14 protein-coding genes and 1 tRNA gene are annotated in these 15,922 nt (G+C 67.3%); 11 read left to right on the top strand and 4 right to left on the bottom strand.

The window, feature by feature from the left end; translation table 11 throughout:
* Positions 1-20: 20 nt before the first annotated feature.
* From ACW175_RS18880 to ACW175_RS18890, 3 genes are all read right to left on the bottom strand, one after another.
* The gene (locus ACW175_RS18880; RefSeq protein ID WP_492101527.1) at positions 21-1,613 is read right to left on the bottom strand and encodes a fatty acid--CoA ligase; all 1,593 of its coding nucleotides are present in this window, start codon (positions 1,611-1,613) and stop codon (positions 21-23) included.
* A 96-nt stretch (positions 1,614-1,709) separates the two neighbouring features.
* A complete protein-coding gene (locus ACW175_RS18885) occupies positions 1,710-2,507 on the bottom strand; it encodes a copper resistance protein B (RefSeq protein WP_492104998.1) in 798 nt (265 codons plus the stop codon).
* Entirely contained in the window at positions 2,507-4,183 is a 1,677-nt protein-coding gene (locus tag ACW175_RS18890; protein ID WP_492101528.1) for a copper resistance system multicopper oxidase, read from the bottom strand. Before ACW175_RS18890 ends, ACW175_RS18885 begins: the two co-directional genes overlap by 1 nt.
* A 48-nt stretch (positions 4,184-4,231) precedes the next feature.
* Between ACW175_RS18890 and ybaK the strand changes: the two genes are divergently transcribed.
* The 7 genes from ybaK (at position 4,232) to ACW175_RS18925 (ending at position 9,610) form a co-directional block, all read left to right on the top strand.
* The gene (ybaK, locus tag ACW175_RS18895; protein WP_492101529.1) at positions 4,232-4,708 is read left to right on the top strand and encodes a Cys-tRNA(Pro) deacylase; all 477 of its coding nucleotides are present in this window, start codon (positions 4,232-4,234) and stop codon (positions 4,706-4,708) included.
* 53 nt (positions 4,709-4,761) lie between these two features.
* Positions 4,762-4,838 (top strand) — tRNA-Met (locus tag ACW175_RS18900).
* A 314-nt stretch (positions 4,839-5,152) separates the two neighbouring features.
* Positions 5,153-5,626 carry a hypothetical protein gene (locus ACW175_RS18905; protein ID WP_492101530.1) on the top strand — a complete coding sequence of 158 codons (474 nt, stop codon included), beginning with the start codon at positions 5,153-5,155 and terminating at the stop codon, positions 5,624-5,626.
* Between the two features lie 17 nt (positions 5,627-5,643).
* Positions 5,644-7,341, top strand: coding sequence for a hypothetical protein (locus ACW175_RS18910; protein WP_492101531.1), 1,698 nt, complete (start codon positions 5,644-5,646; stop codon positions 7,339-7,341).
* 8 nt (positions 7,342-7,349) lie between these two features.
* Positions 7,350-7,553, top strand: coding sequence for a hypothetical protein (locus ACW175_RS18915; protein WP_492101532.1), 204 nt, complete (start codon positions 7,350-7,352; stop codon positions 7,551-7,553).
* Positions 7,550-8,047, top strand: a complete 498-nt coding sequence (locus ACW175_RS18920; RefSeq protein WP_492101533.1) for a hypothetical protein — start codon at positions 7,550-7,552, stop codon at positions 8,045-8,047. Before ACW175_RS18915 ends, ACW175_RS18920 begins: the two co-directional genes overlap by 4 nt.
* A gap of 15 nt (positions 8,048-8,062) precedes the next feature.
* Complete coding sequence (locus ACW175_RS18925) at positions 8,063-9,610, top strand: AAA family ATPase (protein ID WP_492101534.1); 1,548 nt, start codon at positions 8,063-8,065, stop codon at positions 9,608-9,610.
* Positions 9,611-9,648: 38 nt separating this feature from the next.
* On the opposite strand, the gene ACW175_RS18930 is transcribed toward ACW175_RS18925, so the two are convergent.
* Positions 9,649-11,667, bottom strand: a complete 2,019-nt coding sequence (locus tag ACW175_RS18930) for a di-heme-cytochrome C peroxidase (RefSeq protein WP_492101535.1) — start codon at positions 11,665-11,667, stop codon at positions 9,649-9,651.
* 154 nt (positions 11,668-11,821) lie between these two features.
* Here ACW175_RS18930 and ACW175_RS18935 point away from each other — a divergent pair, with 154 nt between their 5' ends.
* From ACW175_RS18935 to ACW175_RS18950, 4 genes are all read left to right on the top strand, one after another.
* Positions 11,822-13,093, top strand: coding sequence for a cytochrome P450 (locus ACW175_RS18935; RefSeq protein ID WP_492101536.1), 1,272 nt, complete (start codon positions 11,822-11,824; stop codon positions 13,091-13,093).
* Between the two features lie 366 nt (positions 13,094-13,459).
* Positions 13,460-14,113: a TerD family protein gene (locus tag ACW175_RS18940; protein ID WP_492101537.1), complete on the top strand. Its 654-nt coding sequence runs from the start codon at positions 13,460-13,462 to the stop codon at positions 14,111-14,113.
* 6 nt (positions 14,114-14,119) lie between these two features.
* The gene (locus ACW175_RS18945) at positions 14,120-15,088 is read left to right on the top strand and encodes a hypothetical protein (RefSeq protein WP_492101538.1); all 969 of its coding nucleotides are present in this window, start codon (positions 14,120-14,122) and stop codon (positions 15,086-15,088) included.
* 11 nt (positions 15,089-15,099) lie between these two features.
* Positions 15,100-15,849 (top strand): VWA domain-containing protein, encoded by a 750-nt coding sequence (locus tag ACW175_RS18950; RefSeq protein ID WP_492101539.1) that lies wholly within the window; start codon positions 15,100-15,102, stop codon positions 15,847-15,849.
* The last annotated feature ends 73 nt before the right edge of the window (positions 15,850-15,922 follow it).

The raw sequence follows: 15,922 nt of genomic DNA on the forward strand, positions 1-15,922 counted from the left end.
GTTCGCGACGCCCCTCTTTTTTAGTTCACCTGCCGCTCGCGCCCTTCCCAATAGGGAGCTCGCAGTTCGCGCCGCAGGATCTTGCCCGAGGCGTTGCGCGGCAGGGCCGCTACGAAGTCCACGCTCTTGGGCGCCTTGAAGCCCGCGATCCGGGTCCGGGCAAAGGCGATGATGTCGTCGGCGTCCGGCGTCACGCCGGGCTTGGCCGCGACCACCGCCTTGACGGCCTCGCCCCACTTGTCGTCCGGCACGCCGATCACCGCCACCTCGGCCACGTGCGGGTGACCGTAGACCGCGCTTTCGACCTCCGCCGGATAGATGTTCTCGCCGCCCGAGATGATCATGTCCTTCACCCGGTCGTGGATGAACAGATAGCCGTCCTCGTCCAGGTAGCCGGCGTCGCCGGTGCGCAGCCACCCGTCGGTGTCGATGGTCTTGGCGGTGGCGTCGGCCAGCTTCCAGTAGCCGGCCATGTTGGCCGGTGAGCGGACGGCGACCTCGCCCACCGCGCCGGTCGGCACGCTGTTTCCCGCCTCGTCGATCACCTTGATCTCGACGCCAGGCATCGGCAGGCCCGCCGAGCGCATGCGCTTATTGCCGGCGGGGTCATGGTCCTCGGGCGGCAGATAGACCACCGTGCCGGTCGTCTCGGTCATGCCGTACTGCTGGACGAAGCCGCAGCCGAACACCTCCATGCACTCGCGCAGCAGGTCCAGCGGGATGGGCGCGGCGCCATAGAGGATGTGGGTCATCCGCGAATAGTCGACCTCGCGCGCCCGTGGCTGGCGCACGACGATCTGCAGCGCCGCCGGCACCATGAACATCTTCGAGACGTGGTCCCGCTCGATATAGTCCAGCACCTTGAACGGATCGAACTCGCGCGCCACCACGCCCTTGGCGCCGTTCAGCAGGCCCACCAGACCCCAGCCGGTGCCTCCGATATGGGCGACTGGCATGGCGACAAGGCTGACGTCCTCCGGTCCCCAGCGGTTCCAGTCCAGCGGATCCTTGGCCGCCTCGCGGCGCATGGCCAGCAGGTTGTCGTGGGTCAGCATCGCGCCCTTGGGCCGCCCCGTGGTGCCCGAGGTGTAGAGCTGGATGGCGATATCCGAGGTGGCGATCGGCTTACGGGCGTCGACGTCCGACTGGGCGTCGCGCCAGGCCGCGAAGGTCGGATGCTGGCCCGCGCCGTCCGCCTCCATGGCCACGACCACCGGCCGGTCGGTCAGCTCGGCGGCGACCGCCTCGATGTGGCCGATCAGCTCTGGACCGACGAAGACCATCCTGGCCTCGCTGTCGCCGACGATATAGGCGATCTCGGCCGCCGCCAGGCGCCAGCCGATCGGCGTGGTCACAACCCCCGCCTTGGCGGCCCCGATCAGCAGCTCGAAATAGTGGTCGCTGTTCTTGCCGACATAGGCGATGCGGTCGCCCGTCGACAGCCCCGCCGCCATCAGAGCGTTGGCCACCTGGTTGGTATGCCGGTCGAAGTCGGCGAAGGTCGTGTCCCGCCCCTCGAAGCTGAAGGCGACATCCCCCGGCCGCGCCTCCGCGTGATAACGGGCGACGTCGCCCAGGGTCCGCATGCGGTCGAAATCGATCGCTTCCGCCATCGCGCCTGACTCCCTCGTTGTCCGGATCTGTGTCCAGTCAAACGGATGTTGGGCCAGGCTTAACGCCGCGACAAGCCATTCATGTCGACGGGCGGATCAGCGCCAGGCGCGGACACCGATCACCACCGCCGTGCTCCCGGCCCGTTCGCCGGCCACCGCGGCCGGACCGAACGCCCGCTCGCGCACGAGGCCGACATAGGGCGCGAACTCTCGCGTGATCTCGTAGCGCAGGCGAAGACCGCCCTCGAGCCTGCCGGCGCCGGCTTCGGCGACATCGGCTTCCAGGCGTGGCTGCAGGATCAGCTTCTGGGTCAGGCGAAGGTCGTAGGACGCCTCGCCACGCGCCGACACCTTGCCCTGGTCGGACAGGTAGGCCGTCCCCTGCAGCTCGAACCAGTACGGGGCCAGGCCCTCGAAGCCGACGGCCGCATAGCTCCGCCCCTTGGCGGCGAGATCATACCTAAGCCCGGCCTGGAGATCGAAATAGGGTCCCATCGGCCAGGCCTTCAGCACCTCGGCCTCGCCCTTTTCCCAGCCTTCGCCGTCGGTGCGATCGCCACGCGCCTTGAGCACCCACTTGGAGGCGTCGTTTCCCCACCAGGCCTCGCCCTCGAAGGCCTGGGCGTCGGCCCCGTCGCGCGAACGGTATTCCAGGGTGTCGGCGCGGACGGTCCAGACCGCCATGCCGCCGTGCTCCTTCATCAGCTGGGCGCGGGCGGCGGCCATGGCTTCCGGGCTGTAGAAGCGCTCGGCGGCGTGGTCCGTCGGGACTGGCGGCGGCTTGACCTCGGCGGCCGTCGTGGCCGGCGCCATCGCGGACATGTCGTGGCCGGCGTGCGGATCGGCGGGCTGAACCGCCGACGCCGGCGTCGGGTGATGCTCGTGCTGGATCATCACGCGCCCACCCCATCCAGAGGCCGCACCGTAACGACGTCGAACATGCCCGCGTGCATGTGCAGCAGCAGGTGGCAGTGAAAGGCCCAGTCGCCGGGTTCGCTGGCCGTCAGGTCGAAGGCGACCTTGCCGCCCGGCGCGACATTGACCGTGTGCTTCAGCGGCTGGCGGTCCTGGCCGTTGACCAGTTCGAAGAAGTGGCCGTGCAGATGGATCGGGTGGGCCATCATGGTGTCGTTGATCAGCACCACCCGCACCCGCTCGTCACGCTGGAAGGCGATCGGCTTCTTGATCGGCCCGAACGCCTCGCCGTCGAACGCCCACATGAAGCGTTCCATGTTGCCAGTGAGGTGGATCTCCATCGTGCGGCCCGGCGAGCGCGGATCGGTCGGCGGATGCAGGTTGGCGAGGTCGGCGTAGCGCAGCACCGTGTGGCCGACATCCTCAAGCCCTTGCGGCGGCTGGTCCATGCGGTCCATCGGCATCGGCGAGATCGTCTGGACCCCCGGCGTCAGCGGCACGTTGGGCGCATTGGCCTGGGACCGCATCGACATGTCCATGCCGGGCATGTCCATCCCGTGATGCATGGCGCCCATGCCCATGTCCTTCATCGTCGCCAGGGGCCGTTCGCGCAGCGGCGGCACGGCGGCGGTCATGCCGAGGCGCGGCGCCAGGGTTCCACGCGCCAGGCCCGAGCGATCCGAAGCCTCGGCGACCAGGGTGAAGGCCTTGTCCTCGGCCGGCCGGACGATGACGTCGAAGGTCTCGGCCGGGGCGATCTGGAACTCGTCTACGGCGACCGGCGCGATCGGCTGGCCGTCGGTCGCCACGACCTCAAGGGAGAGGCCCGGAATCCGGACGTTGAAGATCGTCATGGCCGCGGAATTGATGAAGCGCAGCCGCACCCGCTCGCCCGGCGAAAACAGGCCCGTCCAGTTGTCGCCCGGACCGTGGCCGTTGACGAGGTAGGTGTAGACCGAACCCGTGACGTCGGCGATGTCGGTCGGGTCCATCCGCATCCGGCCCCAGTCGACGCGGTCCTTCAGCGGCTGGTCCTGTCCTTTCAGCAAGCCGGCCACGGTCTGCTTTTGCATGTTGAAGTGGCCGGCATTGACCTTGAGCTTCCGGTACAGCTCATGGGGATGCAGGAAGCTCCAGTCCGACAGCACCACCACGTGCTCGCGGTCATAGGCAATAGGGTCCTCGCCGGCCGGGTCGATGATCATCGGGCCGTAGTGACCGATCTGCTCCTGCAGGCCCGAATGGCTGTGCCACCAGTAGGTCCCGGCCTGGCGGACGGGGAAGTCATAGGTGAAGGTCTCTCCGGGTTTGATGCCCGGGAAGCTGACGCCCGGCACGCCGTCCATCTGGAACGGGACGAGCAGGCCATGCCAGTGGATCGAGGTCTCCTCGTCCAGGGTGTTGGTCACCGCGATACGGACGCGCTGGCCTTCCTTCAGCCGGATCAGCGGGCCAGGGATGGTGCCGTTGACGAGGGCGGCGTGGCAGGCGCGGCCGTCGATCTTCGCCATGGCGTGGCCGACGGTGAGCTTGATCTCTTCGCCCGACAGCGCGGCCGGCGAACGTCCCGCCTCCCCCGCCATCGCCCAATCGGGCAGCAGGCCGGCCGCGCCAAGGCCTAAGGCGCCGCGCAGCAAGGTCCTTCGATCGATCATTCGCTATCCGTATTCCAACCTTGAGCTCGCTTGGGTATCACCCGAACCATGTCCAAGAGCACCCCCGCCACGATCGCACTGAGCAAGGCCGGCGTCGCGTTCGACCTGCATACGTACGACTACGACCCCGGCTCGGAGCGTGTGGGACTGCAGGCCGCCGAGGCCCTGGGCGAGGACCCGCGCCGGGTGCTCAAGACCCTGATCGTCACGCTGGACGGCAAGCCCGCCTGCGCCATCCTGCCCTCGGACAAGGAGGTCAGCATGAAGAAGCTGGCCGCCGCCCTCAAGGGCAAGTCGGCCGCCATGGCCCCGGTCCCCGACGCCGAACGGATCACCGGCTACAAGGTCGGCGGCGTCAGCCCCTTCGGCCAGAAGAAGCGCCTGCCGACGGTGATGGAAGAGGCCGCCCTGGCCGAGCCCTACGTCTTCATCAACGGCGGCCAACGCGGTCTTCAGGTGAAGCTGGCGCCGGCCGATGCGGTGAAGGCCCTGGGCGCGGTGACGGCGGCGATCGTCTCGGACTAGGCTCCGCTTGAAATGGCGGGCGGTTCTCGCCTATAAGCCCCGCCTCCTGGCCCGGTTGGGTAGCTCAGATGGTTAGAGCGGTGGATTCATAACCCACAGGTCGGCGGTTCGATCCCGCCTCCAACCACCAGGACGGATTTCCTTAAATATCTGGTTTTCTTGCGCTTTTCGCGAGATCTAAAAGACCAAAGCCAGGCTCTCGGGCTTTCATTCGACGCGACCGTGCGCCGCCTCGCGCGCCGGAGCGAGGCCGGCCGGGTCGACAGGTCGCCGACATCCTGAACGCCAAGGACGAATTCAGCTTGGAACGCCAAAGGCCGAGGAAGGCTCGGCCCCTCGGGAAATGTGGCTTCAGCCCCCCGTAGCACTCTCCGCTCTTCGCGCGTATGGACTCAACCGACAATACGCGTAAGGCTGCCGCCTTGGGGTCACTTGGGGGCTGGGATGGCGAGAACGATTCTAGGCGTCGGCGGACAGGTCGCCACGCCCTTGGAAACGCGCACCACCGTTCCTAGCCGCACCTCGATCACCGGAGCTCAGCTTCGCCAGCTGTTGCGTCGCCCGAGGTCGGCTGGCTACGTGACGGCGCTCGGCAGGATGGACGTCGCCGGCCATCGGGTCGACAAGGCCTCTCAAGACGCTCTGATCGCCGCGATCGCGGCTGAGTTTCCCGACCTCACCATCGAGCAGCGCCCGCTTGGCATCGTCTGCAAGTGCTTCCTGGGACCGCCCTATGTGGTCCACATCTGCGATCTCGATCTGAACATCGTCGAACACTTCGAGCACTTCCGATCGATGCCGCAACCGTTCGAGCGGGCCAGGCCGCTGGCGCTTCACCCGTCCTACGCCTTCATTGAAGTCTATGCCGACTCTCTGCGCGCCATCGCCGCCGACGGGTCGGTCTCCGTTATCGAATAAGCTGGAGTCGACCGCGCGTGACCGACGTTCATGTGGACCTATCTGGCGTCGAGCGCGCCATCGACCGCTTGCAGAGCGACATCTACACCGTCAGCAACCAGGTTGGCGCGGTGCAGGCGCAGGCCGCCGACACCCGCACCCGGCTGGAAGCCTTCTATGACGAGTTCCGCGAGTTCGTGCTCCGGGACATGAAATCCAAGGAGATCCAACGCGCCGACACGCGTCTTATCCAGATCCGCCAGGATCTGGATAAGCAGTTCGGCCATCACGACGAGGCGCGCCGCCACGCGGTCGGCATCCTGCAGGCGATGGACGCCGGCGTGGTGCGCGGCTCGACGATGCTGACCTCGGCCGAAGGCCTGATGACGAACTGCCCGCGCTATTGGCTCGCGCCGGCGCTGATCGCCCTTGTCGCCTGGATTCGCGACGACAAGCCCCTGGCCGAAGAAGCCCTTCGCCAGGCGATGACCCGCGACGACAACAAGACCGCGCTGATGTTCGCCCTCATCTGCCGACGCGCGGGACGCCATGAGGCCGGCGGTCAATGGCTGGACCGCTATTTCCAGAACCAGGACCCTTTCAAGCTCGACCGGGAAGTCGTGCTGATGCTGGACGCCGCCGTGAATGGCGTCTTCGGCGGCGCGGCCCTGGAAGTGTGCCTCACCATGGTCGACTCCTGGCTCGGTGAACTGGAGGCTCAGGCCGGCTTCATCGACAACGAGCGCGCTCGATGGGTCAAGACCCTGGCCCCCATGGCCCCGGCGGTGAACGACAATCCCTATCCCCACCTCAAGACCAATAGCTCGACCTGGCCGGCGATCGAGACCAGCCTGTCGGCCATGCGCCGCAACCAGGTCGTCAAGGACTTCTTCGGCGCGCTGTTCAATAGTGAACTCGCGGCCGAACCCAATCTATCGGCGCTGGTCGACAGTCGTCTGGACACGCTGGTCAGCCGCTACGACGACGCCGAACTCAGCCTGCTGCAGGAGGAACGGCGCCTGCAGCTGATCGTCGAAGAGGATGGCGACCTGGACCGCGCCGGGGCGCGTCTCGACGTCGAGGCCGACGCCTACCGCGCGAGCACCGACTTCGCCACCACACTGACCATGGCCGCCATGTTCCCCAAGAACGTCGGCGTATCCCTAGCCACCCAACGCTACGCGATCACGCTGTCGCGCGACTGGATCACCGCGGGCTACAGCGACCTCGTCGCCGCCGATCGCGCGGCACTTCCCCAGAAGATCGCCCTCTCCGCCGGCTCCTGGAGTGGCGAGACCGTCGACGCGTCGAACGAAGCAGAGCTCACCGCCGACCTGGACCGGCACTATAAGGATCGCATCGCGAAGGCGCTGAAAGCCATCCGCATTACGACCGCGACCTGGGTCTTCGTGGGTCTGGCCGTCCTGGTCATGCTCATGGTGTTTGGGCAAAATCCGGTGTTCGGCCTGCTCGTGGCGCTCGGGATCGGCGGCTTCGTCTATTACCAGCACAACAATGTCGGCAAGCGGCGGACCCGCGTCAGGACGACCCTCGAGACCGAGGCCCATACGGCCGGCGACATCCTCCGCGCGAGCCTGGCCGAGGTGGTCGACCTGCGCCGAGAACTGAGCGCCGAGGACGCCAAGGCCGGCGAAGTGCTTTCCTTCCTCAACGCGCTCGAAGCGGCCAGCGTTCTTCGCCGCCGCCCTGGCGCCGCCCGCAACGTGATGGCGTGAGCAAAGACATGACCAGCCGCAAGACTTCCACCGACACCACTGATCAAGTCGCCACGGACGCCGATCGCGTGGCCCGGGCGCTGCCGGACTGGGATCTGCTCCCCGGCCATTCGGTCCTGACCCGCCGACGTCCGAACTTCGTTCGCACCCAACCCTCGGCGGTCGCGAACCTGCCGTCCTCCGAGCCGGCGGGCTCCGGAACGCAAGGGTGACGCCTCCGACGACCTATGCGGCGTGGTCGGCGCTGCTGGACAGCTTCGGCGCGGGCGATGACGACGTGTTGCCGGCCATGGCGGCCGGGCGCCTGGACGGTGGCGCGGGCGTGAGCGAGCGTTGGGTCCGGCGGATTACCGACTGCCAGAACCAGCGCCTAACCCGCCTGAATGACCAGCTGGCGGCCATGCTGTCGCGAGCGCGCGACCCCATGACCTTGTCGACCACACTGATCGTGGTCCGCAAGGCCCTGAACGGGCTGCGCGCCTTCGCCGCCATCGAAGCCTTTCCGGCGGACGTGCGCACGTTCCTGCGAGACCAGATCGACGACTGGGCGACCCGACAGCAGACCTCGCTTGAGCGCTCGGCGTTGTCCTCGCGCAACGATAGCAGCCTGAAGACCCTTCGGGACACGCCCCTGACCAGCGCTCCGCCGCCGCCCACGGACACCCAGACCGCGCCACGCCCGACCGGCCGCCGCGTCATTCTTTGAAGACAGTGAGAGTCGATGGCCAACGCCCTGAAATGCCGCGAGACCCTGCTCATCTATCTGAAGGCTCGCATCCCCTTCATCACCCTGCGTACGGATGAGCGCGCCCGCGCTCTCGAACTGCTGAAGGACCTGGCCGCGGAACTCAGCGTCCCGATCGCCTATCACACGCTGTCCAACGGCGCGCGGGACGTGGTCAGCGGTCGCGTGCTGAACGAGGATCGCTCGATCGCCGGGGCTCTGGACTTCGCCGCTCAGCAGTTTCATCAGCGCGGCAACTACAACTTCGTCCTGACCGAGATCCAGGACGTCAGCGACGACAGCGCCACGAGCCGGCAACTGCTCGACGTCGTGTCTTCGGCCAGCGACGGCAGCGGCTGCGTCGTGTTGATCACGACCTCCAGCATCTGGCCGCGCCTGCAGCGCATGGGCATGAGCGTCACGCTCGATCCGCCCGATCAGGACGAAATGCAGGTGATCATCGAGTCGACGCTGGCGGACTATCGCGGCTCCCGAACCATCGAATGGGGCGAGGCCGAGATCCGGGAAGCCGCCACCGTTCTCGCCGGCGTGACCCACATCGAGGCGGTGAACGCCATCTCGACCTTCGTCGCCCGGGGCGCGGTCACCAAGGCCAACCTGGCCGAGCTCAGCCAGGTCAAGGACAGGGTCTTCTCCGATATCGCGGGCTTGGAACGGGTAGCCGTCTCGGCCGACGGCCAGGTGGTGGGTGGACTGGCCGGCCTGCGATCGTGGCTCACGAAAACCCGCCCGCTCCTGACCGCCGATCTGCGCGAGCGCAGCCTGCGCCCTCCGCGCGGCGTGCTGCTGGTCGGGGTCCCAGGCTGCGGCAAGTCGCTCAGCGCCAAGGCCGTCGCGGCTGACTGGCAACTTCCGCTCTACCGCCTGGATCTGGCGAACATCCATGGCCAGTACCTTGGCCAGTCGGAAGGACGACTGAAGGAATCCCTGGCCACGGCGGACCGGGTGGCGCCCTGCGTGCTCTGGATCGACGAGATCGAGAAGGGACTGGCCGGAGCCGGCGGCAACAGCGACGGCGGCTCGGCGACCCGCCTGCTCGGCCACTTCCTCTACTGGCTTCAGGAGGCGCGCGCCCGCGTGTTCGTCGTGGCGACGGCCAACGACATCGCCTCCCTGCCGCCGGAACTCTTCCGCCGCGGCCGGTTCGACGAACTCTTCTTCGTGGATCTGCCCAGCCCCGAGGAGCGCGAGGAGATCATCGGGCTCTATGTGAAGCGGTACCGGCTACCGGCCATCGCCCCGGCGCTGATGACCGAGTTGGTCGCCCTCTCCAATGGGTTCACCGGCGCGGATATCGAGGCCGCCGCCCGTGAACTGGCCTATGAAGAGGTCAGGACGGGCGGAGGCTCCGTCACCGATGAGGCCTGGCGCGAGGTCTTCGCCAACACGCAACCCCTCACCAAGACCAATCCGGAATCGATCGAAACGATCCGTGCGTGGGGCCAGGAGCGCGCGACACCAGCCTCCGGCGTATCGGATCCGCACGGCGGCGCGCGGCGCGGCCAGCGCAACGTGCTAGCTTAGGCCACACGCGGCGAGGGCGTGAGGCCGGTCCCGTCGGCCTACTGCGTCTTCAGGAACTCGATCACAGCGGCCCGGTCATCGGCGCTAAGCGCCGGACCGACGACACCCTTGACGCCCGCCGGGGCGTCGCGGAACTCGTGGCCCTTGTTGGAACTGCCCTTGACGCTGACGTCCAGCTTGAAGGTCCCGCGCGGGCAGGCCTTTACATCAAGACCAACCATCTTGGGGTCGTAGGCGCGGTTGCCCAGGCAGAAGCTCGACGGACGCTCGCTTGGCGGTCCCAACAGAGCGTGCAGCGACGGCACCGAGCCGTTGTGCAGATAGGGCGGCGTCGCCCAGACGCCATTCAGCGGCCGAGCCGTGTAGGCGGGCGGGGTCTGCACGCAATTGGGGCGGTTGCCCTTGTCCGCGTCGGCCTCGTCGCTCTTGATCGGCGTGCCCTCGTCGACGTGAAACTTGTCGACCACCGATTGCACGGCCGAGGCCAGGGCCTGTCCGAAGGTCAGGTCGGTGACCGGCTTGGTGGGCGTGGTGAAGCAGGTCACGCCGGTGTTCGGATCGGTCACGCCCGGCTGCAGGCCGAGCGCCAGCGGCGCCTTGATCTTGCGGCCCGACAGGATCTCGGCCTGACCCGGATCGGTGCCGACCACGCTGAGCGGGATGACTTTGACCTTCAGGTAGCTCTCGCCGTGCTCGTTGGCCGTGGTCCACAGCGCCGGGCTGTAAAGCGCCTGGTTCGGATCGTCCAACGGCGGCAAGTGGCAGCCCTGGCATCGCAGGGCGTAGACCTTGCGGCCCGCTTCGGCCTTGACCAGGTCGATCTGGCCCAGCACGTCCTGGGGCCACTTCGGCCCCGACAGGCCCTTGAAGCCGCGCACCCGGCCGTCGGGATCGCGCGCCAGCGGATTGGGTCCCTCGATCTGCTGCTCCATCCGCGCCAGGTTGCCCACCGGCACCGACGAGTCCCAAAGCTTGTGCGGCTGGTCGTAGGTGGTCATGTTCACCCGCGCCTGCACCCCCATGGCTTCGCCGACATTGCGGATGGCCGGCTGGCCAATCGAGGCGTCGTACTGCGCCCAGTTGAACCACGGCGTGTTCCACAGATGGGGATACTTCACGGGCGCGTTCGGGGCCGCGTAGTTGACCAGGGGATCGAAGGTCGCCGACTTCACCGGCAGCAGGTTGGCGTAGAACACCTGGTTGCCGATGCGGTTGAGCGCGTCGAGGCGGTTGAAGCCTTCCTGCACGCCATCGCGTTTGTCGATCGCCGAAGTCGCCTTGGCCGCGGCGGCCAGCGTCTTGATCGCCGTCTTCAGGTCCGCGTGAAGTTGCTGGCGCTGAGCCTTGGTCGCCTGGGGCCCGAGCACCCGGTCGGCGAAGGCGCTGAACCGCCAGGGCAGCACGTCGGTCAGGAGCAGCGCCCCGCCCAAGGCCGTGGTCAACTGACTCAGGCTGGAGGCGGCGTTGCCGCCGTCGATGCGCAGGGACACGCCGTTGTACTCAAGGTGGCCAGTGTGACAGGCCGCGCACGTCAGGCCGACCTGGTCGGGCAGCATCTTGCCGGTGGTCGGGTCGCGATAGGCCTTGGTGATGGCGAAGCCCACCGGCATGCCCGCGGGGTTAAGGCCCCTGTTGCTTTCGATACTGGCGTCGGCGGGCACCCCGCCAATCCTGGCCTTGTAGCCGTAAGCCTTCTCAAGTCCGCCGGCCGGACCAGCCTCGCCGCCACCTGACGGCGGGCTGGGGATGAAGCCGAGCTTCTGCATGTAGCCGTCGCTGACGAACAGCGTCTCCTTGCCGGGCAGGATCTTGGGTCGGGCCAAGGCCACGAACCAGACGTAGGGGATGGGCAGGGTCGAGGTGCCCTGGGTGGCGTGGTGGTACCAGTAGCGGTCGCTCTCGCTCCAACCCTGGTCCAGCCAGCGGGCCTCGCGCACGGGTTGGGGGGAAGGCAGCGGCGGATCGACAAAGGCTTTGACCTTCTGGATGCCGACGCCAACGACCACGAAGACGATCAGCGCCACGATCCACAGGGCGGCTTTCTTGGCTACCGACATCGACGTTCCCCTCCGCGATGTATTCATAGGAATACAATTTTGAGGATTCATCAAGATCGGTTACAAGTTTTAGGAGCGCACCGCCCTGCCTCTCGCGGCGAGTGCGTCTCGGGGCCTTTTTCACAACAATCCAACCCGCAAGCCGAGGTCAAAGATGGTCGACGTCGCAGCCGCATCGTTTCTGGACGCCTATGACGCCGCCCAGCAGCCGCAACAGAAACTGGCCTTGCTCTATCAGTGGATCGCCACCAAGCCGCTGGCGCTGTTCAAGGAGCTGAGGACCAAGCGGCCGATCCTGGTGACGCCCGGCGGGCCGACCGTCCTGGCGATGTTCGCCGACGTCGAGGAAGCCCTGACCCGTAACCTGCAATTCACGGTCCAGCCCTACGCCCCCAAGATGGACCCTGCCGTCGGCCCGTTCATGCTGGCCCGCGACGGCACGGTCTACAATCAGCGCGACAAGGGGATCATGCGGGCGCTGATCCAGCAGATCGACCTGCCTGGCGTGCGCCAGATGGTGGCCAAGATCGGCGCCCGGCTGATCGCGCAGGGCGCCTCGCCCGACGGCCGGCTTGAGTTGGTCTCGCAGGTCACCCGGCCCGGCCCCGTCGCCCTGACCGGCCAGTACTTCGGCTTCCCGGGACCGGACCTGACGGCGATGCTGCGCTGGTCCTACGCCACCCAGAACGACATGTTCCACAACCTGACCAATGACCCCAAGGTCCATCAGGCCAATATCGCCGCCGGGGCCGAGATGCGGTCGTACCTGCAAGACTTCCTGCCCCGCCGCGCCCAGCAGTTGAAGGCCGACCCGAAGATCGACGACGTGGTCGCCCGCATGCTTCGCCTGCAGACCCCGCCGCAGATCGGCTTCGACCAGGGCCGCATCCTGTCGAACACCATGGGCCTGCTGGTCGGCGGCATCGAGACCACATCGGCCGCGATCGTCCAGTCCATCGACCAGCTGCTCGACCGACCCGACCAGATGGTCGCCGCCAAGCGCGCGGCCGAAGCCAACGATGACGCGACCTTCGACGCCATCTTCTGGGAAGCCCTGCGTTTCAACCCGATGGCGCCGTTCGTGGCTCGGTTGCTGGTCGAGCCCTACACGATCGCCGCCGGAACCCCTCGCCAGACCACCCTGGCGGCCGGCGCGGTGGTGTTCGCCAGCATCGCCTCGGCCATGCACGACGCCACGGTGGTCACCGATCCGGACACGTTCAAGCCCGGCCGTCCGGCCTATCACTACCTGCACCTGGGTTTCGGCGAGCACCGCTGCCTCGGCGACCAGGTCAGCCTGATGCAGGCTCCGGAACTGGCCAAGCAGATCATCAAGGCCGGCTTCTGCAAGCGCGCGGCCGGGTCGGCCGGTCATCTGGACTTCAAGGGCGGCCCGTTTCCGGAAAGCCTGATCCTGACGAAGTGAGGACGACGCGGCGGCGCGCGCGCCTGTCGCGCACAATCCGTCTTCCCAGCGATTTCCGTTCAAGACCCACCGGCCCACTCGCTCGACGGTCGCTCGATGCAAGCGTCGCCTCGTTCGCGAAGCGCGACCGACCGTGTGGAGTGAAGATGAAGTTTCGTATTCTCGCGGCCGTCGTGAGCGCGAATCCCGCCGAGCCAACGCGCAATGTCGTCGACGGCCGGCTTTCGCGGCCTCCCCCCGTTGGCATTCAACCGAAGCTTGTCTAGGGTCGCGCCCGCCTCCTGAAAACCCGAGGCAGCCGCGAGGCTCAAAGCGCAAGCCCCTTCAATCTCCCCCGCACCCGCGACGCCAGGGACCCGTTCAAGCATGCTCACCTTGCCGCTCGAGAAGCCCGGCGCAGCACGACCCAAGCTCCAACTCTCGCTGAACAAGGGCGCGCGCTTCACCGTCCAGGTGAGGTGGGAATGCGACGCCGACCATGCCGACGATGTCGACGTGCACGCGCTCGAGGCGGTGAACGACGGCGCCGGGGCCAAGGTGACCGAGCTCAGCGCCGTGCTGTCCACCTACAACACGACGCGGATGAACCCGCGCGGGGGCGTGTTGCGGACCCAGGCCGACGGGTCGTTTCAGACCCCCAGCGGAGGTCTTGCGCATAGCGGCGACATGCGCGTGCAGAACAATTCCGAGTCCATCGTGATCGATGGCGCGAAGATCCCTCTGGGCGTCAACGAGATCCCGATCCTGGTCACCGTTCACGAAGCCGACCATGGCGACGGCCACGACGGCGGCGAGGAGGATGAGGACGAACCGGCGTTCGGCGACATCGATCTGTGCGTCATCACGCTGACCGACGACGCCGGGCGCGAATTGGGCGCCTATCAGCTCTCGTCCGAATTCAAGGACTTCAACGTGGTCCAGCTGGGCAGCATCCTGCTGGGTCCCGATGGCTGGGAGTACGCGGCGGTGGGCCGTGGCTTCAACGGCGACTTCAACGACGTGCTCGCGCACTTCTCCTGACCAGACGTGCCTGACGATCCCAAAGCCAAGGCGAACGCCAAGCCGGGCGCGGCGCCGGACCGGCTACGCCCGACGATCATCGAGCCGCCCGCCAAACGCGGGAAACGCCAGGCCGACGCCCCGCCCGTTCGCCACGCCGGGACGCCGACCGTAGCCACGCCGACCGCGATTCCCGGCGTCGCGCGCGAACGGATCGCGGTCAGACCGGCGGATATGACCCGGCTGTCGCCGGGCGTCTCGTCGCGAACCGCGGCCGGCGCGGTGCGGCTCGTCGAGAGCTTCGTGATCGAGAGCCCCGGCGACCGACATGTCACGCGGTGGGGACGCGGCGCCCAACAGCGCCACGCCGCGCTCATCTCGGACGGGCTCGCGCCATCCGACGACGGCGTGCTGATCCGCGCGCGTGGCCATGTCGGGCGGATCGTCGAGATCCTGGAAGCGATCGATGTCGAGGCGACCCGCGACGGCCGCCGGGCGTCTCTCCTGACCCTCTTCGAAGCGCCGAGCGGACGCATCGACACGCCGCGCAAGCTGACGGCCGCGCGCGCCGAATTGGCGCGACTGACCGAACTGACCCGGGCCGCGCTCGATCCCCTACGAACGCTCGAGGCCGCGCTGGTCGATCATTCGCGACGCATCGACGAGGCCCGGGTCGAGATCGAGGCGGCCGCCCTTGGCGCGCTGTTCCTCTCCGAACACCTCGCGACGTCGCGACCCGAGCTGTCCCGTCGCTTCCTTCAGAGGGAAATGAGCCTGACCCAGACCGCGGTGGAGATCCGCGGCGGCCAGTTCGAGCGGGACAGCCAGGTCGAGGACGCCCGAGCCCTCATCGCCACCATCCAGGACGTGGTGCTCGTGACCCTCGTTGGCTGGCTCGGGGACATGGCCACCCGCGCCTCGCGCCGCCCAGCCGCCACGGAGGTCGCGGAGCTCCGCGGCCGGCTCCGCGCCATTCTTCGAAAACTCGACCCATAGGATCGCCCACGATGACCTTGCAACTCAGTCTGCGGAAATCGGCGCGCGCGCTGCGCCTGTCGCTCGACAAGGCGGGCGTCGCGCCTGACGTGAAGGCCGAGCTGATCTTCGACATCGACGTGTCGGGCTCCTTTGAGCACGAGCACAAGGAGGGCACGACGAGCAAGCTGATCGCGCGCCTCGTGCCCTACGGCATGGAACTGGATCCCGACGGCAAGATGGATGTGTTCACCTTCGCCGACGGACGGCACACCGTCACTCACGTCGGGACGGTCACGCCTGATGATTGCGAGGACTACATCGTTCGCAAGGTCGTAAATCGCGTGATCGGTTGGAACGGCGGCACCGAGTACAGCTATGTGCTGGAGCGCAACCTGCGGCATTTCGGCTGGTTGCCGACGCCCGAGGTCGCTGGCGGCTTTTTGAGCCGGTTCTTCGGACGCCCCAAGACGCCGGAGGTCGTGTCGAAGAAGCGTTCGATCGTCATCTTCGTCACGGACGGCGAGAACCACACCAATGATCATGTCCGTACGACCAGGATCCTGGAGGAGTCCGAGAAGCGCGGCGATCAGGTCTATTTCCTGTTCGTGGGCGCGTGCGAGCACGACGTCGACTTCCAGTTTCTGCGGACGATCGCCGAGCGGTTCAAGAACACCGGCGTGGTGATCATCCGCGACCTCGACGCCTTCGTCGATCTTTCGGACGAACAGTTGAACGCTCAACTGCTCGGACCCGAACTGCTCGCGTGGCTGAAGGCCTGAAAGCGCCGGCGATGGACCAGGGGCGGCTCGGCGAGCGGGCCGTCCAGAGGCGGAGGCCTTTTCGGCGGGTAGG

It is taken from the genome of Caulobacter sp. FV1ye6ST, from assembly GCF_058681225.1.

Coding starts and splice junctions, on each gene's coding strand:
- ACW175_RS18950 (WP_492101539.1), top strand. CDS start 15,100: ATGACCTTGCAACTCAGTCTGCGGAAATCGGCGCGCGCGCTGCGCCTG.
- ACW175_RS18925 (WP_492101534.1), top strand. CDS start 8,063: ATGGCCAACGCCCTGAAATGCCGCGAGACCCTGCTCATCTATCTGAAG.
- ACW175_RS18890 (WP_492101528.1), bottom strand. CDS start 4,183: ATGATCGATCGAAGGACCTTGCTGCGCGGCGCCTTAGGCCTTGGCGCG.
- ACW175_RS18940 (WP_492101537.1), top strand. CDS start 13,460: ATGCTCACCTTGCCGCTCGAGAAGCCCGGCGCAGCACGACCCAAGCTC.
- ybaK (WP_492101529.1), top strand. CDS start 4,232: ATGTCCAAGAGCACCCCCGCCACGATCGCACTGAGCAAGGCCGGCGTC.
- ACW175_RS18930 (WP_492101535.1), bottom strand. CDS start 11,667: ATGTCGGTAGCCAAGAAAGCCGCCCTGTGGATCGTGGCGCTGATCGTC.
- ACW175_RS18905 (WP_492101530.1), top strand. CDS start 5,153: ATGGCGAGAACGATTCTAGGCGTCGGCGGACAGGTCGCCACGCCCTTG.
- ACW175_RS18880 (WP_492101527.1), bottom strand. CDS start 1,613: ATGGCGGAAGCGATCGATTTCGACCGCATGCGGACCCTGGGCGACGTC.
- ACW175_RS18885 (WP_492104998.1), bottom strand. CDS start 2,507: ATGATCCAGCACGAGCATCACCCGACGCCGGCGTCGGCGGTTCAGCCC.
- ACW175_RS18915 (WP_492101532.1), top strand. CDS start 7,350: ATGACCAGCCGCAAGACTTCCACCGACACCACTGATCAAGTCGCCACG.
- ACW175_RS18935 (WP_492101536.1), top strand. CDS start 11,822: ATGGTCGACGTCGCAGCCGCATCGTTTCTGGACGCCTATGACGCCGCC.